Genomic DNA, 22,741 nt, shown 5'->3' on the forward strand with positions numbered 1-22,741 from the left:
AATTTGTGTAATTTATCATATAGAACATATGTGCAAATTGTATTTTATTAGGGTTAAATATGGATATACTTCAGAGTAATGTGTCCCTAGGACACATTACTCTCCTTATTTACAAGAAGAAAATAACCTTCCTAATCCTAGGAAATGGTGGTTTTTTCTTGAATGAATGGTTTTGTAGGGATGATCGGGGTATGGTTTCTTCCGGCAAAACCGACAAGAAGGAGAGAATCTTGTGAACAAACAACTCATAGAAGATACCCTCCGGTTGTTGCATACTGAAATGTCACCTATTGCCGGAATTGAGCTTCAGCCCTCTCCGGCTGCATGTGAACAGCTAATCTCGGTACTGGAACGCCATGATCTGGAATACAGCCGCAAAGTCAATTTGCTGGGTATTTACACTATTCTCACTTTGGCAGCAGAGCGCCATATGGAATGTATCCCACATCATCCCGACCTTACACGCAACATTTTGGATGGAGATTATTTGTATAGCTTTTACCTGCAGTTTGCGGTGAAATGCCGTGAGCTCGACTTAGTTGCTTATCTAGCTCCTTCGATCAAAAAAATGCAGATTAGACGGTCAAATGGAGACTTCGCGGAACATGATCCAGCTACTGGAATCGAAGAGTTCTTGATTCAAGAGTGCAGACAGCGTAGTCGCACAAGCAAAGCCATTTGACAGGTGGGATCCATAAATGAAGCTGCATGAGGCCTTAAATATAGACATAAATGAAATCAACCGCGAAATCGTAAACCTTGTGACGCGTGATAAAGATGTACCTAAGAAATCTCAGCTCGCGCAAAGTGTTCTAGAGCTTATAAATTCCGGTGGTAAACGCCTTCGTCCCCTCATGGTCATTGTTGGCAGTCGGTTTGGCCGTAAGGATACCGGTCGCAGAGCGCTTCAATTAGCTGCTGCTGCTGAATTTATTCATGCCGCCTCATTAATTCATGATGATATCATTGACCGTTCTGAGTTACGGCGGGGCGTACCCGCCTTACATATTAAGACGGGTACATTGTCAGCAGTACATGTTGGTAATTACATGTCCGCTCGGGTCATCGAGCTGCTGAGCAAATATACAGGAGATAAAAACAGATACGTTCATGACTTATCCTCTGTAGCCACCGCTCAGCTGTGTCTGGGTGAATATCAGCAAATGGAACATGCTTTTGATTATGAAATTACAATGGATCAGTATTTGGAGAAATCCTTAAACAAAACCGCTCTTCTTATGGCAACCTGCTTACGGGTTGGTGCACTGTCCACTGAAAGCACCGAAGAAGTTGCCAATCTCCTTTATAATTTTGGAGAAGCCTTAGGGATGTCCTTTCAGATACAAGATGACTTGCTAGATTTCACACAGTCCGCCGATGTCCTAGGCAAACCTGCCGGTAGCGACCTGCGACATGGTCAGGTCACCCTGCCAGTGCTGTACGCCTTGCAGGACCCTAAGCTCTCGCCTGTGATCCGTGCAATCGGCCCGGATTCTTCCGACGCTGAAGTAGCACATGTGCTCACCCTAATTAACAATAGCGATGCCCTCGCTCGCGCTGAACGGGTCAGCCAGAACTATCTGGATAAAGCTGCAGCTATTGTGCAGCAGCTCTCCTCCTACCCTGCGCATGCTGATCTGGAAACGTTGCTGCAATATTTTGCGGACCGTGATCGCTAAAGCGTACGATCTAATACAAATAAAAACGGATACCTCCCATTCACTTGGGGGTATCCGTTTTTTTGATTTAGACACATCATTTTATTGATCTTGTCGCAATTCAACTGCTATTTTTCCGCTTCAACAGGACAAGCTAAACACGCAAACGCAGCGTAGCGCACATGAGCTAATTCAGTCATTCTACTCCATCGGATATAATTAGGGAAAACCTCCCTAAAATTAGCTAATAATCGTTCGAAAACCACGATATTAGGGAATTCCTCCCTAATAAAGTCCACTTTAGCATGCTTTTAAGAGTAACCAGCTATATTTCAGGGAGAAATTCCCTAATACAGAGTCAAAGGATAAAAAACTCAATAAGATTAGGGAGGTTTTCCCTAATCTTTGCATTCAACTCGTAGCTTCCCCCTTGCAGAGCGGGGACCCGAGTCAACACAAAAAAGGAAAGCTAGCGTAGCCAGCTTTCCGATCCCCTTGCTTACCCCTTTTGGGTAGGCTATTGTCTTTTGTTGTTAGTTTGAGGGCAATGTGCCAATGCTCAGCCAGCCGGCTCACCAAAGCCCGCTCCCTAACTAACATAGAAAAAATCAATCAGCGTACACAATAATATCACTATGCTGATCACCTGATTTAGATTATAAGAAGCCACCTTCATCAGCTTACGATTCGAAGGTTTTATAATCTTATGCTCGGTCATCAGGAGCAATGTAGCGATGCCAATCCCAACCAGATACACCCAGCCGAGATCCTGCCATACGTATAGAAATAATAGCAGCATAATCATAATGAAATGTAGACCTTTGGCGATACGCAGCGCATTCTCTAATCCAAAGAAGCTCGGAATAGACCATAACCCATGCCGCCGGTCAAATTCAATGTCCTGAGTGCCGTAGATAATATCAAATCCGGCAATCCAGAGCATAACTACCGTCCCGATCACAAACGGGGTAAATGCGATATTTCCGGTTACGGCAAACCATGCACCAATCGGTGCGGAAGCAATAACAAAGCCTAAATATAAATGGCTTAGAAAGGTAAAACGTTTTGTATAAGAATAAGTCGATATTAACACGATTGCTACCGGCGATAAGAGCAGGCAGAGCAAGTTCAGCATGCCTGAAGCCACAATAAAGATGGCATAATTGACAATAACAAAGACAACCACTTCTTTTTCTGCCAATAACCGTTGTGGCAAATGCCGATGTGCCGTACGAGGATTCTGTTCATCAAACGTACGGTCTGCCAGCCGATTGAATGCATTAGCGCCATTACGGGCACCGATCAATGCAATCAGACCCCAGATCATCACATGCCCTGATGGCCAGCCCCCAGCAGCCCACACCATCGAGATAATGGCAAACGGCAGCGAAAAAAGCGTATGAGAGAACATCACCAGTTCACTGAACATTTTAAGCTTTAGGCCTGCAGTTTTAAAAATGTTTAGAATAGCCATTCGTTTTCCTCTTTCTTCGCTACTTGAAATTCATTATATTAGTCATTAAGCTCCGCAAGGACTTCATTCAGGTTGTTAAGCAGCCCGTCGATATCCTCTTCCGTAATAATCATCGGCGGTTGAAAGGCTAGTACGTTGCGTCCTATGCCATTTTTGCCGATCAGGTATCCTCTGTCTTTCATCGCTTCCAGTACTTGATCTGTAAGCGCCGCAGAGCCTTCTGCATCCTCACCAGCAAGCTCCGCTCCCAACATAAGCCCAATTCCCCGTACATCCACAATAAGCGAAGGATAACGGTCTTGAAGGGTCTTTAGCCCTGCTTTCAATCGTTCTCCGAGCAGCACTGAGCGTTCAGGAAGCCGTTCATCGCGAATATAATCAAGCACAGCCAGCGCCGTTGCAGCAGATACCGGATTGCCTCCAAAGGTTGAAGCCGACGGACGGTTCAGCGCGAGTGCAATCTCATCCGTTGTCGCAAAGGCTGCCACCGGAATTCCATTCCCCAGTGCCTTGGCCATACTAATAATATCGGGCATTACGTCAAAATGCTCCATAGCAAATATTTTGCCTGTACGACCAAATCCAGTTTGAATTTCATCAGCGATCAGAAGCACGCCGTATCTCTCCAGCAACATTTTGACCTCACTGAAATAGGTTGGCGTTGGCATAATCATACCACCATTGCCTTGGATTGGCTCTACGATCATTGCGGCGATAGTATTCCCCTTCTCCTCAAGCACTCGCTCCAGAGATTCCAGGGATAGTGCAGCGGCTTCCTCTAGAGATAGTTCTGGATAATATGGGCGAGGAATAAACTCAACGTCATGATCCAAGTATTTATCGGTACGCCACATCGGCAGACCTGTCACACTCATAGTTAGATTGGTACGGCCGTGTAAACCACTTTCCAGTGCAATGAACCCTTTGCGTCCTGTATACATCCGGGCAAGCAGCAGTGCGCCTTCATTAGCCTCTGAGCCGCTGTTCACGAAAAAGGTTCGGCGTAGACCGCCTGGCATAACCTCTTCCAGACGTTCAGCCAAATCCACATTTGGCTGAGTTAAATAGATCGTAGACGTATGCTGCAGCTGCTGCAGTTGCTCAATCGTACGTTCAGTTATGGCTGGATTGCAGTGCCCACAGGCAACTACAGATACACCTGCGAAGAAATCTGTATATTGTTTTCCATTTTCATCATACACAAACTGCATCGAACCTCGCACAAGCTGAGGCGCATCGCGGTAAAAATGCTGTGTACACGGATAGAAATATTGCTTACGCTTTGCCGCTACGGCTTCTCTTCCGATGAATTCTTGTTGTTCCATGATTGATTCCCTCTCTTCTTGTGAAAATAGTAACTTATTCATAGAGTACTGTGCATTCTTCTTACTAGCAGACGGTATTTTGCCCCAAAAAATAGAATTAGTTAAATTGCAGCGAACCTAGAGTATAACCCGCATAAATGGGCTCAAGACCACCTAGCATATCATCTTTCACTTCAGTACGATTCATAGCTTGTTGATAAGAAATTATAATTTCACGCAACTGCTTAGCGCTATATGTCGCTCCTTCAATACGGAAACTAGATATGCCTAGATCAATCATCTCACCAAGCAACGGCAAATAGCAGAGCTCTTTCGCGAACAAAAGATGGCAACGGCCGTGCTGATCACGATATACCGGATTTTCACCTTTGTCTGTTTTTAGAACCAATACATTATTGTGCACATATTGATTATCCTCTTCAGCAATAGGCTCCATTACTTCAGTATTCTCATAAAGATCATGTTCCATATACATTAGTGCAGGTGTACCATGTACAACAACTTCCAAAGGCGTTTCACAACGCGAGGCAAAGGTAGCAAAGTGCTCCAGCGTCATTTCCGGTGAAACCGAAAGCTGAGTTAAACCTAATTTTGCATATAATTGGGCTGAAAGATGATTGTAGACATTTAAACTACCATCTCCAATTAACGGATAACCTGTAGAACTGTATCTGCGAATCGCTCCCAAATTAGTAACGATTAGACCGTCGATCGGCAAGCGTTCTCCACCAAGCAATTGATCATATTGATCAAAATGCAGCTCGGTCATCATGCGTGGCAACCCTAAATAGATTTTGCTATCGCCTTTTAGTTCACCAAGTTCCTTAATATCACATTTTGTAAAAGGTCTGTCCGGTTCAAATACATCCCCCGGCAAGTATAAACTATCCACACCCAGCTCCAATACTACGCGCGCCTGTTCCATATTATTCACACGTACAGCCAGCTTCGCTTTTGTTGCCTTAGGTTTCTTTTCTTGCGCCAAACGTTCCCGCAATTCCTCTACACGTTTTTCAGATAGCTCACGTTCTGCGGTTGGGGTGCTAAATACTTTTCCAGTGCTATAGAATTTGCCCGTGCCTTCATAACGACGGTTAATGTTAGCTAACCCTGGTTTACCAAAAGCATAAGCTGTCGAAAAGTCACGCTTGCGGTTGTTGTACAGCTCTTTAGTATCAACCGTACGATCAAAGCCAATCGGATCATCGATATATCGGTCAATGGCTTCGCCGTAGCTATTCGCCAGCATCACCATAAAATCCTTATCACGCATACGGCCTTCTATTTTGAAGGAAGTAATACCTGATTCAATCAATTCCGGAAGATGCTCATACATAAACATATCTTTGACAGCCAGTGGATATTCAGCAGGATATACATATCCGTCTTTTTTAACCCGATAATCCCAGCGGCAAGGCTTCATACATTTTCCCCGGTTGCTGCTCATGCCAAAAACATGGGAACTGAAGTAACAATTTGCACCATGCACAGAGCACATATCCCCGTGAATAAAATATTCCAGCTCCATACCACTCCGCTGACCAAGCAGCTTAGCTGTCTGCAGGTCCATTTCCCGCGAGGTAACTACACGAGTTACACCCAGATCACGCAGCGCATAGATCATCTCCAGGTTGTGAACATTCATCATTACAGAAGAGTGAATAGGAAGGTTAAGCTCCATCTCCCGAATAAGCTCCAACACTGCCATATCCTGAACAATCAAGGCATCTGGCCGAGCACCATCAAGGAAACGCAAGTATTCTCTAGCTTCCTCCACATCTTCCTCACTAAAAAGATTATTCACAGTGATATACACTTTTTTGTCTAGACGGTGTGCGATATCAAGTGCCTCTACGATCTCTTCATGAGTAAGATTATAACCTTTACGCATCATTCTCATATTCAATACAGGTCCACCAAAATAAACTGCATCACACCGTGATTGGATCACTTCCTTGAAAATCTCAAACGTTCCTGCGGGTGCGAGTAATTCGACTTCTCTACCGTTAAAATAACGTGCCATTCAAGTTCCCTCCCAAGTTGATACTACTAATAGGGAATGAGTATTATAACAAAGCTACTGCAATTCCCATGACCACAAACATCCCAATAAAAACAGTATCGAATTTGCCCCACCTTAGGCGGTGATACCGACTGCGGGGAGCATCCATGCGAAAACCGCGGGCCTCCATGGAATACACCAGATCCTGAGCACGCCTAAAAGCACTGGCGATAATCGGGACCAGCAGGGAGACTAACATCCGTCCCTTTTCCTTCAAAGGCAGCTCTTTCAGATCGGCTCCCCTTGAGGCCTGCGCTTTCATTATGATCTGCGATTCATCTAGAATCGTAGGAATGAAACGAAGTGAAATGCTGATCATCAGCGTGATACGGTCAGGGGATAAGCCAAGCTTTTTGAAGGGTATCAAGATCCCCTCCAGCCCTTGATTCAGCTTCCCCGGCGTTGTTGTGAAGGTCAGAAGCGCTGTAAAGGTGATAAGAAAGAACATGCGGATGACCGAAAATGCCCCTAATCTTAGCCCTCCCTCATAGATAGACCAGGAACCAAGAGTCAGCATTACCTCCCCTGTCTTTACAGACACCACCTGCACAATAAAGATAAACAACATTAAATAACGTAAAGGCTTAGCTGCTTTCAGGAAGTATTTAAGCGGAATCTTCGTTGAAGCCATAACGGCTATCGAAAAAATAGCCAGCACAGCCATGGCCATCCACGAACGTGAGAGCAGGATAACAGCTACGTATAATAGCATGCCAGTGATTTTGGCACGAGCATCCAGCTTGTGCACCCACGAACCGGTCTCAATACTCCGACCTAAGATCAGTTTCTCATTCATGGTCATCCCTCTTTCCATCGGGCTTACCAGTGCTTATTGATTCCGCTGGCAGCGAAGCTATAAGCTCTGCCAGACTCTCAGCCGTCAAGCGGGGGGCTTCATCCACAAGACCTAAATGATCAGCAACTGCACGCCAGTAACGAAGGGACTGCGGAACCGTCAAACCACACTGTTCCAGAATCGAAGGATCATCTGCAAGCGCCTTTACACTGCCCTGAAACGCCGTACTGCCCTCTTTAAGTACAACCCAGCTGTCCGCATAGGGCAATAACTCATCCATCCGATGCGTAACGATAATGATCGTTCTGCCCTGCTCACGACATAATCTCTCCAGCAAGCTGATTAGCTCTGCACGGCTAATGGGATCAAGCGTTGCCGTGGGCTCATCCAGAACGATGACCTCAGGGTCCATAGCTAGCACGGAAGCGATAGCCGCCTTACGCATTTGTCCACCGCTCAATTGGAAAGGATTCCGCTCTAGCAGTGCGAGATCCAGCCCCATATCTGACATGGCCTGACGTGCACGTGACTTTGCCTCTTCGAGACTCATGCCGAAATTAAGGGGACCGAAAATGAGATCCTTTTCGACCGTATCTTCGAACATCTGCTGCTCCGGAAATTGAAATACCAATCCGACTCGGCGGCGCAGTGGCATTAGCTTAGGTGACTTCTCACCAGCCTGAATGGTTACATCAAGTACTTTTACCGTACCCTCGGTTGGTTTCAGTATCCCGTTAAACAATTGCAGCAGCGTCGATTTACCTGAGCCCGTCGCCCCCGCAATACCAACCATCGAGCCAATGGGTACACTGAGGTTAATGTCCCGGAGCGCCGTCAGCTTCCAGAGGCTTCGGTCAGCGTAGGTGTAACTTACTTGCTGTAATTCTATGGCCATAACGTATCTATAAGCTCCTTTTCACTGGTCGGAACATCCACATGAATGCCCTGGTTCTGCAGCTCGCGTGCAAGGCGCCAAGAATAAGGTTCACGCAGATGACATTTTTCCAGAAGCTCCTCGTTCCGGAACAACTCCGCCGGTGTAACATCTGCAGCCAAACCACCTCCATGCAGCGCAAGCACCCGATCCGATGCCAAAATCTCATCTGCATCATGCGTAATCATGAGGATCGTGTACTTCCCTTCTGCCCGCATATCCTGCAGAATACCGAGAAGGTCATTTCTGCTTCCTTCATCCAACATAGAAGAGGCCTCGTCAAAAATGACGATGCCTGGTTCCATAGCAAGAATGGAAGCAATAGCAACACGCTGCTTTTGACCTCCCGACAGCTCACCCGGATGCTTGGACAACAGATGATTTATTCCTAGTCTCGTCGTATAGGAGTGCAAACGTTCAGCCATCTCTTCGTACGGCAAACAAAGCCCTTCCAGGCCGAATAGGATATCTTCCTCTACAGTGGCTCCAATAAACTGATTATCCGGATTTTGGAACACCATTCCGATACATTGCCGAATGCTTCCGATCGTTTCCTCACTAAGCAGCATGCCACTAACCACAATCTCACCAGCCCCCTTAGGCAGCAGAGCATTGAGCAGCTTGACCAACGTAGACTTCCCGCAGCCATTAGGACCAACCAAGCTAACCCATTGTCCTTGAGAGATAGATAACGTTATATTTTGAAGAATCGGATGCTCGGGATCATAGCCAAACGATACCCCATCCAGAGAGATGACTGCTTGTCCTTCTCCCTCTAAGTCTTGACCTTCGTATGATTCATTCATGTTAGTCATCCTTCCGCTGATGTGACTAATCAGTCCAAAAATTCTTCAAACAGCGATATTTTTGACAATGACGCCACCAAATAACGGACTGCATAGCCCACGGCAATTCCTGTTACTACCCCAGTGATCAGCAGCATGGGAAGATAATAAAAAATACTAAGTGATGCAAATACCATAGAAGCTGCCAGCAGCTGACCGATATTATGCGCAATCCCACCGGCTATACTAATTCCGATCAAGCTTATACTCTTACCTTTGCCACTAATCAGCATCAGCACAAACATAACAACAAAGCTAAAAAGTGAACCAAATAAACTAAACAGCAAGCTTGAGAAGGTACCTAGCAGAAATGCAGTAAGCAGTGTTTTGAGGATGACAAGCAGCAAAGCATCCCGTCCACGTAAAAAGTAAATACAAGTCAAAATCATAATGTTGGCCAGTCCGAGCTTAGCACCCGGCACCAGTCCCATCCCGGATAACGGAATCTGTGCCTCTATTAAACTTAACACTACTGCCACTGCGGCGAAAATCGCAATAATCACTGTTCTTTTTAAAGCTGTTGCAGATTCACTACTGGACATAGGCATCTATATCATCCTCCCCCGACGCACTGGTGATTTCGACTAATACTCTATGCGGTAGACAGACAATCGTCTGTTTGGGCAGGGTAATAAAACCAAAACCTAGGCAAACTTTATCAGCGCAATCGGCATCGTACATTTCAATCCCGTAATCATGCACCTTCAAAATGTTATAGCCGCGTTCCGTGCGGACCTCAATGGTTTGTTCTTCTTTTGTAAGCTTTACCGTTTTAAATAACTCACCGTCCACCGTTACATTGGCTATGAGATTTTTACCGGCCCCACCTTTGTCATCATTGTCCGAAAACCATCTCGGTACGAGAAAAGCGAGCGCAGCAATCAATACGATGGAAATCAGCCACACATCTGCGCGTTTCATAAAAATCTCCCTTATTTTTTAATTAAAATCCAGACTTATTAATTATAACGGTCTACCCTCAATCCTTCAATCAATGTTGGAGTTTATTGTCAGTTTTAGAGAGCTGTTCACAAAATAGGCACGCAAAATAACCCCAGCAGACACAACCCATTCGTCTCTGGCATTTTCAGTTGAAGTTTGTAGCGTTTGCAAAAATATCCAACTTACATTTTAGCCCATTTGCACCGAGATCGCCCATCTCCTCTGGTATACTAGCTTTTCCGGAATAATTCACAATTAACCCAATTTAAGTTACTTTCAAAATCTAAGCGCCCCTTATCGAGGTTTGTTCCTCTCTAGAATCAAATAAACCTTATCTTGGAATTCATTATTATATTTGCCTTTTAAACAATAGTGTGTTATATTTATATGGTATTTGTTTTTCGATATATTGAATATCCCCACCAAGAAGATGTCAGGCCGACTATTATACACATCGGCATTTTGGACAAAGAGGCTTTATGTTTTCTTGCAGTACTCTTCCTTTTTATGAGATTAAATTCGAAATATAGCATTCCGATTCACACTGGCGCGGTCAATGGAGCCGCAAGGGCAAAAGAGAGGTAGGGCTTTTGTCGTATTGGAAGGATTATTCTCGCCACACGGCTGCTGGAAATAACAAGGAATCAAGACACCCGTTACTCACGAACGGCGGGGGATGAATATAACGAGAAAGCATGACGGTACGATCCTTATTCAAGGACTACGTCATGTGTGGAAAAATATAGGCGCCCGATAACCGCTACCTAGCGGATATCGGGCGCTGTCTACGTTCAGGACTTATTTTACATATCGACTTACAAAAGCTGTTACTACATCTATATACCCCGCCTTATCCGTATCATAAGACAATCCATGCCCCGCTTGCGGTACTATGAGCCTCTCTTTTGGACTCTGGCATGCCTCATACAATTCATTCATCATAGCAAAAGGTACAAAGTTATCCGCATCCCCATGAATAAAAAGAATCGGAGCCTTCGCTTTCCGCACTTGTTTTAATGCAGAGGCTTCACCAAAACCATACCCCGCCTTCAAGCGGGTGATTAGACTTGCACTTTGAACGAAAGGGAAACTTGGCAAGCGATACATGCGTCGTAGTTGGTAAGATAATTGTGCTTTTACTGAGGTATAAGCGCAGTCCGCAACAATAGCTTTTACCTGCGGCGGAAGATCTTCCCCTGAGGTCATTAGCACTGTAGCACCGCCCATAGAGACGCCGTGAAGCACAATTTGAGCACTGGGCCCAGTCTTTTTAATCATGTATTCAATCCATTGCAAATAATCTTTTCGTTCCGGCCAACCAAAACCAATGTAATCCCCTGCGCTATCTCCATGCCCTCTTGCATCGGGAATTAGGATGTTAAAGCCTAAGGTCTCGTAGTAGATTTTGGCGTACGCCCCCATATCCTTTGCTTTACCTGAATAACCGTGGGCTAGAATGGCTGTGCGTCCCGCAGCACGATTAGATTGGAGTAAGTAACCCCTTAGTTTAAGTCCATCTGCAGATACGATCTCAATATTCTCGAAGCTCTGGCGAGAGACCCAATCCTTCCCCTCCCCCCAAGAAGCTCCGGCAACCGGAGGATCAGCCTTCAGATTAGGATTATTACTTAGAAATACCTTTGGCGCTCGTTTAATAGCAATACCATAGAAGAAAAATCCCACATAGATTAGAATCCCTATGATGATTACAGCGCTAATAATGAACCATATCAATTCGCCTTCGCCATCCCCTCTTCATTTCTTTTCCAACAAGAGTATACCATCTACTTAGAATGCACCAAACTATCGCAATCATGACATACAAATAGAGCCGCCATCGGAACACTCCCGAAAGCGACTCTATGTTGATCTACCCTTTATTATTTATTCTTTTTGGAGAACTTGGTTCTCATTAATAATCCGATAAGTGCAAAACCTAAACCTGCTACATAGTAAGGTGCAGGACTTGATTCACCCGTTTTTGGCAATTCCTTCACAGGTGGCTTACCTAATGGGATCGTATCGTCCACTACGATGATTTCATCAGGTGTTGGTGTTGGCGTTGGTGTCACTGCCGGTACCGGACCTAATGGGATCTCATCATCATCAACAAGTACTTGTGTGCTATTCGACGGTGTTGGTACTGGCGCTGGTGTCGGCGAAGCTACAGGCCCAAGCGGCACGGGATCTTCTGCAAGAACTATAGTGCCAATTACGGATGATGGCGTTGGTGTCGGGAACACCGAAGTCTCTGGTGTCGACGTTGGTGTTACCGTTGGTGTTGGTGTTACCTCTGGTGTTACCGTTGGTGTTACCTCTGGCGTTACCGTCGGTGTTGGTGTTGCTTCAGGCGTCGGCGTTGGTGTCGGCGTCACTGTCGGCGTTGGCGCTGGTGTCGGCGTTGGCGTTGGTGTCGGCGTTGGTGTCGGTGTTGGTGTCACTGTCGGCGTTGGTGTCGGTGTCGGCGTCGGCGTCGGCGTCGGCGTCACTGTCGGCGTTGGTGTCGGTGTCGGTGTTGGCATCACTGTCGGCGTTGGTGTCACTGTTGGCGTTGGCGTCGGTGTCACTGTCGGCGTTGGCGTCGGCGTTGGCGTCGGTGTCACTGTCGGCGTTGGCGTTGGTGTCACTGTCGGCGTCGGCGTTGGTGTCACTGTCGGCGTCGGCGTTGGTGTCGGCGTCGGTGTCACTGTCGGCGTTGGCGTTGGTGTCACTGTCGGCGTCGGCGTTGGTGTCACTGTCGGCGTCGGCGTTGGTGTCGGCGTTGGTGTCGGCGTCGGTGTTGGCGTCACTGTCGGCGTTGGCGTTGGTGTCACTGTCGGCGTCGGCGTTGGTGTCACTGTCGGCGTCGGCGTTGGTGTCACTGTTGGCGTCGGCGTTGGTGTCACTGTTGGCGTCGGCGTTGGTGTCACTGTCGGCGTCGGCGTTGGTGTCACTGTCGGCGTCGGCGTTGGTGTCACTGTCGGCGTCGGCGTTGGTGTCACTGTCGGCGTTGGTGTTGGTGTCACTGTCGGCGTTGGTGTCGGTGTTGGTGTCGGTGTTGGTGTCGGTGTTGGTGTCACTGTCGGCGTTGGTGTCGGTGTTGGCGTCACTGTCGGCGTTGGTGTCACTGTAGGCGTTGGCGTCGGCGTTGGCGTCGGTGTTGGCGTCACTGTCGGCGTTGGTGTCACTGTTGGCGTTGGCGTCGGCGTTGGCGTCGGTGTCACTGTCGGCGTTGGTGTTGGTGTCACTGTTGGTGTCGGCGTCACTGTCGGCGTTGGCGTCACTGTCGGCGTTGGTGTCGGCGTCGGCGTTGGTGTCACTGTCGGCGTCGGACATGGTGTTGGCGTCGGTGTCGGCGTTGGTGTCACTGTCGGCGTCGGCGTTGGTGTCACTGTAGGCGTTGGCGTCGGCGTCGGTGTCGGCGTTGGCGTTGGTGTTGGTGTCGGTGTCACTATCGGCGTTGGCGTTGGCGTTGGCGTTGGTGTTGGTGTCGGTGTCACTGTCGGCGTTGGTGTCACTGTTGGTGTTGGTGTCGGCGTCACTGTTGGTGTCGGCGTCACTGTTGGTGTTGGTGTCGGCGTTGGTGTCGGCGTTGGTCCGGGTTCATCACCATCGTATGGATAGTGGTGAAATTCACCACCACCAGTACCTTTGAGTGAAGCCGCCACTAAAGTACCGTTAATCTGACCATTAATAAAATCAACATGAGCATAGGGGGCAAGTATGCTTCCCATTACACCTATGCCTGCCATATCAAGATACGCAGCTTGGCTAAAGTTAAGCAAAATTTTCTTGCTGTTCAACACGTTATTAGGTAGAAATCCGAAGTTTTTCATTTTTACGTTAGAACCATCAATATTAATAATTGCAGTAGATCCTGAAGGAACATTTATTGTAATTCCGTAGGTATTAGAGACGTTATCTCCTGAAACATTAAAAACATTGACCGCAGGATCTGTACCTGTCAGGGTAAGGCTGCCATATTGGTACACTGTTGTTCCATTCGCCGGCAATGCTGCAAGTTCTGCTGATTTGTCCTTCAAAGACTGACCTACTGCTGAAAAGTCAATCGTACTCCCCTGTCTTTTTGTACCACCCTTGAGGAGCGTTACATTCCCTGAAAAATCTCCCCCGTGCACGATATTCCCATAAACAGTACCTCCGTTGAAAGTAAGATTCCCTCCAACAACAAGTGTGTCAGTCAGGGAAACCTCTGCAGCGGTCAACCTATCTCCAACACTATAGTTGGTTAAGTTAACGTTACCTCCAGCAGCAAACCTTCCTTCCGTATCCGAAACTGTCGTTATATCCCCTAGAATAAACACGTTGTAGACCGCTGCAATTCCCAATGTAGAAGAACTGCTAGCTCCAGCAACTCCAGCTCCCAATGAGGAAAGCCCACTACCTACCGTCAAAATCCCAGCTAATACAAGCGAGAGTAACGGTTTTATTCTTCTTTTCAAATGGCACACCTCCTAAAACTATGATTTATATTAATCAGAATAATTACCAGAAACTCTAAAGGACCTAACAACAAAAAAGACCGCCAAAAAGAAGTGAAATTCCCTTCTCATGGCAGTCGGACGGTCATTGTGCCTTTAAGACACTTTAGACTCCTGGACTTTGCGTCCCGCCCTTTCAGACGGTTTGCTATTATCATGACTATATATATGTATTACACTGCAAGTCCAGAACTGGTAGCTGAAGCATTCTATCCAATAACAGTCTATGACTTTTAATACTTTTGAATTAATAACAGTTTAGCTCCCGACACCCACAATTGTCAATCAATTCCTTTCGATAATTCCCCGCATTAGTACCACACAAAAAAAGCGCCTAAAGGCGCTTCGCATAAGGTTTTTCATTAAATTTTAAAGTAACTGTATATAGCCCAATATGGATATCCATAAGGGAACACTCAGAATTAAACCAAAAAACAATCCACGCTGGAGGCTGCCCTCTTTTTCCATCATAATTCTCCTTTATTTGCGTTCGATACATTAATTTTTATTATTACAATTTTTAATATAATTTATTCTTCGTTATTTAGTTGTGAATTTTATCACATTGGATAAGCTGTTTAGAAATACCATTGATTATTTTTGGAATATCGGGGTAGAATACGAATATACGTTCCTATTAGAGGTGATGAGATTCATGCATAGAGCAGAAAGCAGGGACAACATGCTGGTGAAATCTTATTTATTGCTTCCGATGATTTTATCAGCTTTCGAACGGGACTCCGCCATTTTATCTACACACTTACGAACACCCGCCCCTTATCTGGAGGTGCTTGGAACAGCTGCTGCAGTAGCTACAACAGATCTAAGGGATGTTCGTGCAGAAATGAGAAGACGGGGAATCAAGGTGTATGAGCAAAACAGACTTAATACGGGAATTGAAGCCAAGTATATATGTCGTGGCTATCATGAACGAATGCTGCTGTTGAATGACATTGTTGCGGCTCAGGCTGCCATCCATATGCGCAGATATCTAGGGCTGGATATTTCATCTTTTAAGAGTTACGAAGAACAGTACCAGATTAAGTAAAGCTGTATAGAAGCCGCTGCGCTCTCTCCCCCCAATCAATTAGTGAACAAAAAAATAGGCCTTACCATGGGAGTTGGCAAGACCTGAGAGAGATATACCACAAAACACTGGGGGGTGTTTGGTGTCTCTAATATATACCTCGAACCTGAAAAAAAGCTGATAGGCACATAAAAATTACATTAAAAATATTGTTCGCCGTTCAGAAGTGAGTAGAGTGCTCCCACAAGCTTAGCCGACCTTTAGCTGGAATTGGATGGCTTAATGGATGAACCCCTTCAAGCTTCCAGGCAAACCGTCCTTCACTATAGTCGCCAAAATCATATTCGTTCCCATTGATCCATTCCCTTAAATCCACCTCTGGAGTAACCACATAACATCCCGCGAGCTGACCTGTAGCAATAATAGCTCCTGTCGGCAAATTATTCGCTGTATAGCCATGTTTCGCCAATACTGATTTGTACGGTTCCTGTTCACAAATCTTTTTGTCAATCCTCACTCCGGCATGGATGCCTAACTCGCCGCGGTAGGCTGTTCTCCATGAACGAGTTTCAAACTCTTTTTCACCAAGAGCAATTAAGGTCGCCCAAGGCTGCCGTATTGTTATACACCGCATGATATTTATCCCCTTTGTTTTACATACATTCTTTATACAATAACAAATTATTATTATTATGGAATATAAAAGAATATATTGATTATCTATCACTATATTTCATAAATAGGAATTTATGTTTGGACAATCTTTGATGAGTTAGATAAATTTGTATAGTTATTAATATACATAAGGAGTTGTATTCTTTTGTTAAAAAAAACAACATTACTACTTAGTTCTATAATTCTTATCTTAAGTCTGTTCTCAGCCTTTTCTGTATCCGCTGAAGAAACTGTAAAATGGGAAACAAAAGCTAGTTTGCCCATAAACTTGATGGGATCAGCATCAGCAGAGTTGAATGGAAAGATATATATTTTCGGGGGAGCAAATGGATCAGGAGAGGCAGCTACAGGAACAAGAACAAATAAAACTTACATGTACACTCCAGAAACTAACAAGTGGTCTGAAAGAAAAAGTATGCCCACTGCTAGAGCCGCAACAACTGCTGCAGTTATAGACGATAAGATATATGTTATTGGAGGTTACTATAGCGGGGGTAGAACCAACGTTGTTGAAATGTACGACCCTATAGCAGACAGTTGGGAAACAAAATCACCATTACAAACTCCTAGATCATGGTCAAGTTCAGCGGTAGTCAATGGGAAAATATACGTTTTTGGTGGATCAAAAGATAGCAGCGGACTTTCATTATTTACCGTCGAGGAATACGATCCATCAACTAATCAATGGACTTTTAAAAATAATATGCCTATTAACCCGAATGGCCCTTTTATCGCTACTGTTAATGATAAAATTTACATTACTGGCGGGACCAATGTTGCAGCAGGTGCTTCAATATTCTTCAAAAATCTTTATGAATATGATCCTGTGTTAGACACATATACTGAAAAAAAGAGTATGCCCACTCAAAGATCCGGTGGTGCCGCAGTTGTAATAAATGGAGAGATCTATTATTTAGGTTATGGTCTTTCTGTTGAGAAGTACAGTCCTCAAACTGATACATGGAGTGTTTTTACCAACTTAACTTCATGGAGATTTCAAAATTCAGCCGCGGTAATTAACAACACTATTTTTATCATCGGAGGTTCGAATCAAACTGCCGCTATATCAACAGTAGAAGCAATCACTATACCTATACCTGAAGTTACTCCTACACCAACACCAACCCCTGAACCAACACCGGGTCCGGAGCAACCTACTGGTGATCGCGCTATACTTGTCATAACAATGAATACAGGACTTGAAAAAGAATTTGATTTAAGTATGGATGAGGTTAATGCCTTTATAAATTGGTATGAGAATAAACAAACTGGTGCAGGAACTGCATCTTATGCCATTAATAAGCACGATAATAATAAGGGGCCTTTTACCAGTAGAAAAGATTATGTCATTTACGATAAAATACTAACCTTTGAAGTCAGTGAGTATACAATTTAATAAACAAAAAAAGCCCGCCAACCATTTAAAATTGACGGGCTTTTTTATGAAGTTATAAATGGAGGCTTTAGTATTGTTCCCAAATTCAAAGGAAGAAAACTGTATGTAGAATTAATTGAATTAAAAGTATCATTCTCAATTTATATAATTAAGCTTTTTATAAGACACCTATGAAATAGCTAGTCACCACTTATGATTGACGCATTAAATTTACTATTTATATTGATTAAGAAAAAATTGTTGCAAATCCAATTCAGATTTTATACTCTCAATAACACTTTTCAAACCAGGTACCCAGAGAAAAGTATCTTGTCGGATATAATTCATTACTAGCTCATAACTACGCTCAAACTTTTCAATGTTAGGACTATGTTCGTTTTCCAGTACTGTACGTACCCTTTCTGCTAATTCTACGTAGTCAGCATCAATGTGCTCTTGTTTATAGCTCTCCGCCGATTTTAACTTGGTCCAGGCAAAGGCCCCGCCAGCTACAACTTCTTCAGATCCTTCTACGTATTCAATGCATGAATCATAATTTATAAATGCATTAATTCGTTCTTCAAGCAATTTAAAATCTTGTACATAATTAAGGGTTTTTTCCAAATAAGACACCTCCCCAAATGATAAGAAGATGTGATCTAAACTCACCAAAAAAATTCTAGTTGGTAATCACAACTTGATAGTGAATCCAGTATATACTCTTTTGAAACATAAATATATGTATTATTTTTCACATATAAATTCACACTTATTGTTGAGTTGGGATAAATGTGTTTATAGGTATAGCATTAGTGATAATGTAATCACTTAAAAAAAGAGGTGGCTTGTTTTGATCAACAAAAGAGTCGAAGAGTCAATAAAAGAACATTCACCAGTGCGCCTATACTTAATCAGTGGCGAAACCTTTGAAGGCATTTGCGAAGAAAATTTTAGTGACCAATTCGTCCATTTAAACACAGGTAATGGTATTATTTCATTTCCGCTTTGGGTAGTAAAATATATCCGATTACAACCTTTATAGTGCATATATTGATAAGGAAACTCTAACCTTGTTTCCTTCACTGGAACTCCTAGTGCAAACTCACTGGGGGGGTTATTTTATGTATGCTCTGAGTTCAAATCGGTCCCGAACGAACCGGGCTCCAGCAATTTTGATGGACCCGTAGTATATGAGACTGTGACAGAGCAGCCGTTAAAAATTCAGAGTCTGTCTTAAGGACTTTGTATACATTACTCAACATGATCATTCCTATGTAATATAACGAATCTTTAGACTGGTCTCTTACCTTTAGATCGTTTTTCCAATATAAAATTTATACATTTTTTTGTAATCATACATTGCTTCACATCTCATAACCTCCTGATAACGAAATACCCCGCCATCTGGCAGGGTTTCGGCACTTTCGAATCAATAAGTTAAGTATGGTTCGTCTGGACTATTTTGTATATAAACTTTAAGCAGTTGATTAGCAAATTATCCTTAGGAATAATTTAGCAAGCTAGCAAGCTAGCAAGTTGCGAAGTTCGTAATTTTACAATACATACCGTTAGATAACGATTGCGGACCAGTTAAAGCGTATATTTTCCCATGGTGGCCTTCTTCAGTGAGCACTTTGACTGCAACAGCGGCAATATCTGCCTCGTGAATTCTAACGCCCAAAGCATCAGGGAATCCCGTTCTTACAATTCCTTCTTTTTGAATGGATTCTGCCCAAAAATATAATGCATTCTTCATAAATTCTGACGGCCTTAAGATTGTCCATTCCATTCCGCTATTTTGAATAACGGTTTCGATAGGGTTTCCCCCGTAATCCATTAAGGCTACAATTTTCTTTACATTTGCCCAATTACTGTATGACAATTAAATAGAAGAGAGCTGCTAAAACAAACCGGTATAGAGCAAACCACTCCAATCGAAGTCTCTTAATCAGTTTGATGAACGTCACTACTGCAATCATTGCCACAAGAAAGGATGTCGCAAAGCCAATTAACATTAGAAGCAAATCGTCAGAACTCAGCAAATCACGACTATCGTACAAATCCAACAAGCTTGCACCAAACATAACAGGCACAGAAATAAGGAATGTAAAATCTGCAGCGGCTTTTTGGCTAGTGCCAAGCAACAGGCCACCTGAAATCGTCGAACCTGATCTCGAAAATCCCGGCCATAACGCCAAGCATTGGAACAGACCAATTCCGAAAGCCTGTTTATAATTAATCCCATCGATAGTACCAGCGGTTTCAGTCCGCCTATTCCGCGCTGCAATGATCATCAACACGCCACCAACAACTAGACCGATCAAAACAGGGGTTGGGCCAAATAATTGGCTTTTTATTGTGTCCTTGAAGAGAAGATATAGGATTAATGCTGGTAACATAGCCAAAATCATATGAATGACATTTAATCCTTTGCTTTTGGAAAAATCCATTCTAATCATATTAACCCCAATCTTCAAATACCTTTTCCAATAAAGAATTAAAACTGCCATCACTGCACCCAACTGAATAACAATTTTAAAAGTTATTGCAGCATCTCCCTCAAAGCTAAGCAAATCGCCTGCTAGAATAAGATGTCCAGTAGATGATACTGGTAAAAATTCAGTTAAGCCCTCTATTATGCCAAGTATTATTGCTTTAATTACATCAGTCATTAGTGCATTGTCCCCTTTCGGAAATAAAATCATTTAATTTCCAGTATAAGGGAGACACGTAAACTTCCCCATCGATTAACCTAACAATATTCAATTCAGAATGACATAATTGTCACATTGCTCATTATTCCAGTCTTAAGTAACTCCTTTATTAAACTATCCTTTCCCGTTAGCATAACAACAGTATCAAACATTAAATTCAACCTGTATCAATAAAAAATCCGTTAACCTTCTGAACTTGCTGCCCGTTATTTTGGATAATCAAGTTCAGAGCATACAGCAGATATGAATACCGAAACGTAACTTCCATTTGATCATTCTGCAGCCGCGTGCGTGGAGCCTCAATGACCATCATGATTCCAAAGCGCTGAGAAACCACACAGAACCGCCACCCCGACCAAGAATAGGGGGTCCTTTTTTTGGCAAAACACAAAATATTAAGTATAATGTTATTGTCGAAACGCTAAGGCGTCTGTACAGGATGGCTACCTGGCACTGATGATGGCAGGCCAAGCGCTTTATAAAGTTTTCTTTATGTGTATTTATACTTTAGGAGCGTGGTTATCTATGAAAATTAATATTACCGCACATTTTAACATTGATATTACTTTATCTCTTCATCTGTTAGCCGTAGCCAGTCTTGCTTATGAACTCAGTTCACTGACGAGCTCGTGAAATTCGAGCGAAAAGTATCTGTACTAAGACACCTTGTGGTGTCTTTTTTTATTTTTATAGTAATTACCATCTAACCGATCTGCCCCCGCAAGAGAAAAGCAGCTTATGATGCTCCTCCTCCACCATTCTTCATTCTGATTGCTGTCAGCTTGCGCCACACCTTCCGTCTGCTCGACAGTGACCACTAGTCATACCGTTTTCATTAGCGATTTCGCGCCATGTCTTATCTTCCTTGATACGTTTCTCCAGAAGAACAGGGAACGGCATTGGCTGTCCATCATATTCGACTTCAGGAAAGATTGGACCATTCATCAATAAATATCACTCTGGATACTTATTCACATGTTCTCCCCAATCTGCAGGAAGCGGTGCTCCGGGGTATCGGCGATTCCATTCTTGGAACGCGTAAAGAGGTCGCGATTTCGACTGAAACCCCCACTTTACTTAACTAAAGGTTAGAAGAATGTTAGAAGCCAGGGGATTTAATGAAAAATGACGCGGTCCCGAAACCTCGGAAAACCGCGCCATTGCGCCATTCTTAGATATGCTGGTGAAGGGAATTGAACCCCCGGCCTACGCATTACGAGTGCGTTGCTCTACCCCTGAGCTACACCAGCTTAACGCTGTTCTTCTGTCAAACAAAAAATATTATACAACTTCCAGCCAGAAACGCAAGCCTATTTCTCCCTGTTTTCCGCCCTTCTAAAATGCTAATCCACCTGTAGCTTACGCTCCACAGACTCTAACTTTCCACGGCTAGTAGAGGGTTTATCGCGGCGGTCGTCTATTTTAAGTGAGGTAGAGACACGTTCTGCACCTGCGGAAAAAGGAGACTCATGCAAAGCTTCTACCGCGGCAAAAATGCGTTGCAGAGGCCCTTCGATGATCGTCCCCATGGACGTAAGTTCATAAGTAATCCCTTCTACTGTCTTCAGCACCCGCTGCATATCCGCAACATAGCTGCTAAGACTGGTACTGCCTGTTCCAATTGGAATAACTGTAACTTCAGCAATAGGCATGAGAATACCTCCTCGAAATTTTATAGTAGCTGTCTCCTTCCATTGTAACAATTCCACCGCTCTGTCACAAACTAAGCAAGATTATCCTCCCTTATCTCTTCTATTTCTTCTGATTACTCCAAAATATGACTTTGGGCTAAGGGTATTTTCTCATGAGCAAATTCTAGGGTCATCTGCACTATATTTATGGACTCTTTGTGGCATCTTTTCGGACAATTTATGAATCATTTCGCATCTCCCTGTGGATCAATTGTGGATTACTTATGGACAGCCTGTGGATCATTTGTGGAGTACTTTTAAAGAACCCGCTCCCCGCGCGGGTTTTCTAAAAAACTGTTTACAAACACAACATCTTGGGTTATTTTTATCTAACGACAACAAAATATAGTGGAGACAGGCGCTTTGATCCTTAACCGGATTTAGAGCTTAATAGGGAAGCGCGGTGAGAATCCGCTGCGGTCCCGCCACTGTAACCGGATGGCCTTCTTAAGCTTCTGGGAAGCTTGAGAATCCACATCTCCCGGCAAATGCCACTGAGGGTTAGGAACACCCTTGGGAAGGCGCCGAGAGATCCCACGGAAGCCAGGAGACCTACCTGTTTCGACGACACCAACTATTGATGCCTGCGAGGAACAGGGATGGTGTCCGCATGCGGTCATCTACGTAGAGACCTCTGCAAATATCCGTGTGGATATTTACATAACGCATCGGGCATTTTCTGCCATCCTCGGGTAGGGGATGCTTTTTTTATGTAATCTGAACAAATATACGACTGCTATAG

22 protein-coding genes, 1 tRNA gene and 2 riboswitches are annotated in these 22,741 nt (G+C 44.1%); of the genes, 5 read left to right on the top strand and 18 right to left on the bottom strand.

Going from position 1 to position 22,741, the window contains the following annotated elements:
* Window positions 1–232: 232 nt before the first annotated feature.
* Together MHH63_RS21665 and MHH63_RS21670 are read left to right on the top strand one after the other, a co-directional pair.
* Window positions 233–682 (top strand): hypothetical protein, encoded by a 450-nt coding sequence (locus tag MHH63_RS21665; protein ID WP_076124508.1) that lies wholly within the window; start codon window positions 233–235, stop codon window positions 680–682.
* A gap of 16 nt (window positions 683–698) precedes the next feature.
* A complete protein-coding gene (locus MHH63_RS21670) occupies window positions 699–1,679 on the top strand; it encodes a polyprenyl synthetase family protein (protein ID WP_076124510.1) in 981 nt (326 codons plus the stop codon).
* Window positions 1,680–2,247: 568 nt separating this feature from the next.
* On the opposite strand, the gene MHH63_RS21675 is transcribed toward MHH63_RS21670, so the two are convergent.
* From MHH63_RS21675 to MHH63_RS21720, 10 genes are all read right to left on the bottom strand, one after another.
* Window positions 2,248–3,132: a UbiA-like polyprenyltransferase gene (locus tag MHH63_RS21675; RefSeq protein WP_076179740.1), complete on the bottom strand. Its 885-nt coding sequence runs from the start codon at window positions 3,130–3,132 to the stop codon at window positions 2,248–2,250.
* Between the two features lie 38 nt (window positions 3,133–3,170).
* Window positions 3,171–4,457 carry an aspartate aminotransferase family protein gene (locus MHH63_RS21680; RefSeq protein WP_341172098.1) on the bottom strand — a complete coding sequence of 429 codons (1,287 nt, stop codon included), beginning with the start codon at window positions 4,455–4,457 and terminating at the stop codon, window positions 3,171–3,173.
* A gap of 97 nt (window positions 4,458–4,554) precedes the next feature.
* Window positions 4,555–6,480 (bottom strand): peptidase U32 family protein, encoded by a 1,926-nt coding sequence (locus MHH63_RS21685; protein WP_341172099.1) that lies wholly within the window; start codon window positions 6,478–6,480, stop codon window positions 4,555–4,557.
* A gap of 43 nt (window positions 6,481–6,523) precedes the next feature.
* Entirely contained in the window at window positions 6,524–7,315 is a 792-nt protein-coding gene (locus tag MHH63_RS21690; protein WP_076193689.1) for an energy-coupling factor transporter transmembrane component T family protein, read from the bottom strand.
* A complete protein-coding gene (locus MHH63_RS21695) occupies window positions 7,308–8,210 on the bottom strand; it encodes an energy-coupling factor transporter ATPase (RefSeq protein ID WP_076124517.1) in 903 nt (300 codons plus the stop codon). The genes MHH63_RS21690 and MHH63_RS21695 overlap by 8 nt, the downstream gene beginning before the upstream one ends.
* Complete coding sequence (locus tag MHH63_RS21700) at window positions 8,201–9,055, bottom strand: ATP-binding cassette domain-containing protein (protein WP_248549089.1); 855 nt, start codon at window positions 9,053–9,055, stop codon at window positions 8,201–8,203. Before MHH63_RS21700 ends, MHH63_RS21695 begins: the two co-directional genes overlap by 10 nt.
* Window positions 9,056–9,084: 29 nt before the next feature.
* Complete coding sequence (locus MHH63_RS21705) at window positions 9,085–9,642, bottom strand: Gx transporter family protein (RefSeq protein ID WP_076124520.1); 558 nt, start codon at window positions 9,640–9,642, stop codon at window positions 9,085–9,087.
* The gene (locus tag MHH63_RS21710) at window positions 9,626–10,015 is read right to left on the bottom strand and encodes a NusG domain II-containing protein (protein WP_036681022.1); all 390 of its coding nucleotides are present in this window, start codon (window positions 10,013–10,015) and stop codon (window positions 9,626–9,628) included. Before MHH63_RS21710 ends, MHH63_RS21705 begins: the two co-directional genes overlap by 17 nt.
* Window positions 10,016–10,834: 819 nt before the next feature.
* Complete coding sequence (locus MHH63_RS21715; protein ID WP_341172100.1) at window positions 10,835–11,770, bottom strand: alpha/beta hydrolase; 936 nt, start codon at window positions 11,768–11,770, stop codon at window positions 10,835–10,837.
* Window positions 11,771–11,916: 146 nt separating this feature from the next.
* A complete protein-coding gene (locus MHH63_RS21720; RefSeq protein WP_341172101.1) occupies window positions 11,917–14,478 on the bottom strand; it encodes a choice-of-anchor A family protein in 2,562 nt (853 codons plus the stop codon).
* Window positions 14,479–14,586: 108 nt separating this feature from the next.
* Window positions 14,587–14,677: riboswitch (cyclic di-GMP riboswitch) on the bottom strand.
* 495 nt (window positions 14,678–15,172) lie between these two features.
* Here MHH63_RS21720 and MHH63_RS21725 point away from each other — a divergent pair.
* The gene (locus MHH63_RS21725; RefSeq protein WP_051491249.1) at window positions 15,173–15,565 is read left to right on the top strand and encodes a hypothetical protein; all 393 of its coding nucleotides are present in this window, start codon (window positions 15,173–15,175) and stop codon (window positions 15,563–15,565) included.
* A 199-nt stretch (window positions 15,566–15,764) separates the two neighbouring features.
* Here the strand turns inward: MHH63_RS21725 and MHH63_RS21730 are convergent, their stop codons facing one another.
* Entirely contained in the window at window positions 15,765–16,178 is a 414-nt protein-coding gene (locus tag MHH63_RS21730; RefSeq protein ID WP_339281615.1) for an ASCH domain-containing protein, read from the bottom strand.
* A gap of 186 nt (window positions 16,179–16,364) precedes the next feature.
* Between MHH63_RS21730 and MHH63_RS21735 the strand changes: the two genes are divergently transcribed.
* Window positions 16,365–17,615 carry a Kelch repeat-containing protein gene (locus MHH63_RS21735; RefSeq protein WP_339170980.1) on the top strand — a complete coding sequence of 417 codons (1,251 nt, stop codon included), beginning with the start codon at window positions 16,365–16,367 and terminating at the stop codon, window positions 17,613–17,615.
* 213 nt (window positions 17,616–17,828) lie between these two features.
* Here the strand turns inward: MHH63_RS21735 and MHH63_RS21740 are convergent, their stop codons facing one another.
* Window positions 17,829–18,218 carry a hypothetical protein gene (locus MHH63_RS21740; protein ID WP_339170978.1) on the bottom strand — a complete coding sequence of 130 codons (390 nt, stop codon included), beginning with the start codon at window positions 18,216–18,218 and terminating at the stop codon, window positions 17,829–17,831.
* Between the two features lie 226 nt (window positions 18,219–18,444).
* On the opposite strand from MHH63_RS21740, the gene MHH63_RS21745 reads away from it, so the two are divergent.
* The gene (locus MHH63_RS21745) at window positions 18,445–18,636 is read left to right on the top strand and encodes a hypothetical protein (RefSeq protein WP_339170976.1); all 192 of its coding nucleotides are present in this window, start codon (window positions 18,445–18,447) and stop codon (window positions 18,634–18,636) included.
* A gap of 486 nt (window positions 18,637–19,122) precedes the next feature.
* On the opposite strand, the gene MHH63_RS21750 is transcribed toward MHH63_RS21745, so the two are convergent.
* The 6 genes from MHH63_RS21750 to MHH63_RS21775 all read right to left on the bottom strand — a co-directional run bounded on the left by MHH63_RS21750 (window position 19,123) and on the right by MHH63_RS21775 (window position 21,960).
* Entirely contained in the window at window positions 19,123–19,383 is a 261-nt protein-coding gene (locus MHH63_RS21750; protein ID WP_341172102.1) for an SDR family oxidoreductase, read from the bottom strand.
* A 79-nt stretch (window positions 19,384–19,462) separates the two neighbouring features.
* Window positions 19,463–20,266, bottom strand: coding sequence for an undecaprenyl-diphosphate phosphatase (locus MHH63_RS21755; RefSeq protein ID WP_339281613.1), 804 nt, complete (start codon window positions 20,264–20,266; stop codon window positions 19,463–19,465).
* Window positions 20,267–20,465: 199 nt separating this feature from the next.
* Entirely contained in the window at window positions 20,466–20,621 is a 156-nt protein-coding gene (locus tag MHH63_RS21760; protein WP_339246128.1) for a hypothetical protein, read from the bottom strand.
* Window positions 20,622–21,085: 464 nt separating this feature from the next.
* Entirely contained in the window at window positions 21,086–21,256 is a 171-nt protein-coding gene (locus MHH63_RS21765; RefSeq protein WP_341172103.1) for a hypothetical protein, read from the bottom strand.
* A 230-nt stretch (window positions 21,257–21,486) separates the two neighbouring features.
* A tRNA-Thr gene (locus MHH63_RS21770) sits at window positions 21,487–21,558 on the bottom strand.
* A gap of 93 nt (window positions 21,559–21,651) precedes the next feature.
* The gene (locus tag MHH63_RS21775; protein ID WP_076124533.1) at window positions 21,652–21,960 is read right to left on the bottom strand and encodes an MTH1187 family thiamine-binding protein; all 309 of its coding nucleotides are present in this window, start codon (window positions 21,958–21,960) and stop codon (window positions 21,652–21,654) included.
* Window positions 21,961–22,338: 378 nt separating this feature from the next.
* A riboswitch (cobalamin riboswitch) is annotated at window positions 22,339–22,573 on the top strand.
* Window positions 22,574–22,741 lie beyond the last annotated feature (168 nt).

Origin of the sequence: Paenibacillus sp. FSL H3-0310, assembly GCF_038002785.1 — a bacterium.
Lineage (GTDB): Bacteria > Bacillota > Bacilli > Paenibacillales > Paenibacillaceae > Paenibacillus_AQ > Paenibacillus_AQ odorifer.

Excerpts from the sequence above, each read along its gene's own strand:
- MHH63_RS21670 (WP_076124510.1), top strand. The coding sequence starts at position 699 with ATGAAGCTGCATGAGGCCTTAAATATAGACATAAATGAAATCAACCGC.
- MHH63_RS21675 (WP_076179740.1), bottom strand. The coding sequence starts at position 3,132 with ATGGCTATTCTAAACATTTTTAAAACTGCAGGCCTAAAGCTTAAAATG.
- MHH63_RS21680 (WP_341172098.1), bottom strand. The coding sequence starts at position 4,457 with ATGGAACAACAAGAATTCATCGGAAGAGAAGCCGTAGCGGCAAAGCGT.
- MHH63_RS21685 (WP_341172099.1), bottom strand. The coding sequence starts at position 6,480 with ATGGCACGTTATTTTAACGGTAGAGAAGTCGAATTACTCGCACCCGCA.
- MHH63_RS21690 (WP_076193689.1), bottom strand. The coding sequence starts at position 7,315 with ATGAATGAGAAACTGATCTTAGGTCGGAGTATTGAGACCGGTTCGTGG.
- MHH63_RS21695 (WP_076124517.1), bottom strand. The coding sequence starts at position 8,210 with ATGGCCATAGAATTACAGCAAGTAAGTTACACCTACGCTGACCGAAGC.
- MHH63_RS21700 (WP_248549089.1), bottom strand. The coding sequence starts at position 9,055 with ATGAATGAATCATACGAAGGTCAAGACTTAGAGGGAGAAGGACAAGCA.
- MHH63_RS21705 (WP_076124520.1), bottom strand. The coding sequence starts at position 9,642 with ATGCCTATGTCCAGTAGTGAATCTGCAACAGCTTTAAAAAGAACAGTG.
- MHH63_RS21710 (WP_036681022.1), bottom strand. The coding sequence starts at position 10,015 with ATGAAACGCGCAGATGTGTGGCTGATTTCCATCGTATTGATTGCTGCG.
- MHH63_RS21725 (WP_051491249.1), top strand. The coding sequence starts at position 15,173 with ATGCATAGAGCAGAAAGCAGGGACAACATGCTGGTGAAATCTTATTTA.
- MHH63_RS21730 (WP_339281615.1), bottom strand. The coding sequence starts at position 16,178 with ATGCGGTGTATAACAATACGGCAGCCTTGGGCGACCTTAATTGCTCTT.
- MHH63_RS21750 (WP_341172102.1), bottom strand. The coding sequence starts at position 19,383 with ATGGAATGGACAATCTTAAGGCCGTCAGAATTTATGAAGAATGCATTA.
- MHH63_RS21755 (WP_339281613.1), bottom strand. The coding sequence starts at position 20,266 with ATGACTGATGTAATTAAAGCAATAATACTTGGCATAATAGAGGGCTTA.
- MHH63_RS21760 (WP_339246128.1), bottom strand. The coding sequence starts at position 20,621 with ATGATGGTCATTGAGGCTCCACGCACGCGGCTGCAGAATGATCAAATG.
- MHH63_RS21775 (WP_076124533.1), bottom strand. The coding sequence starts at position 21,960 with ATGCCTATTGCTGAAGTTACAGTTATTCCAATTGGAACAGGCAGTACC.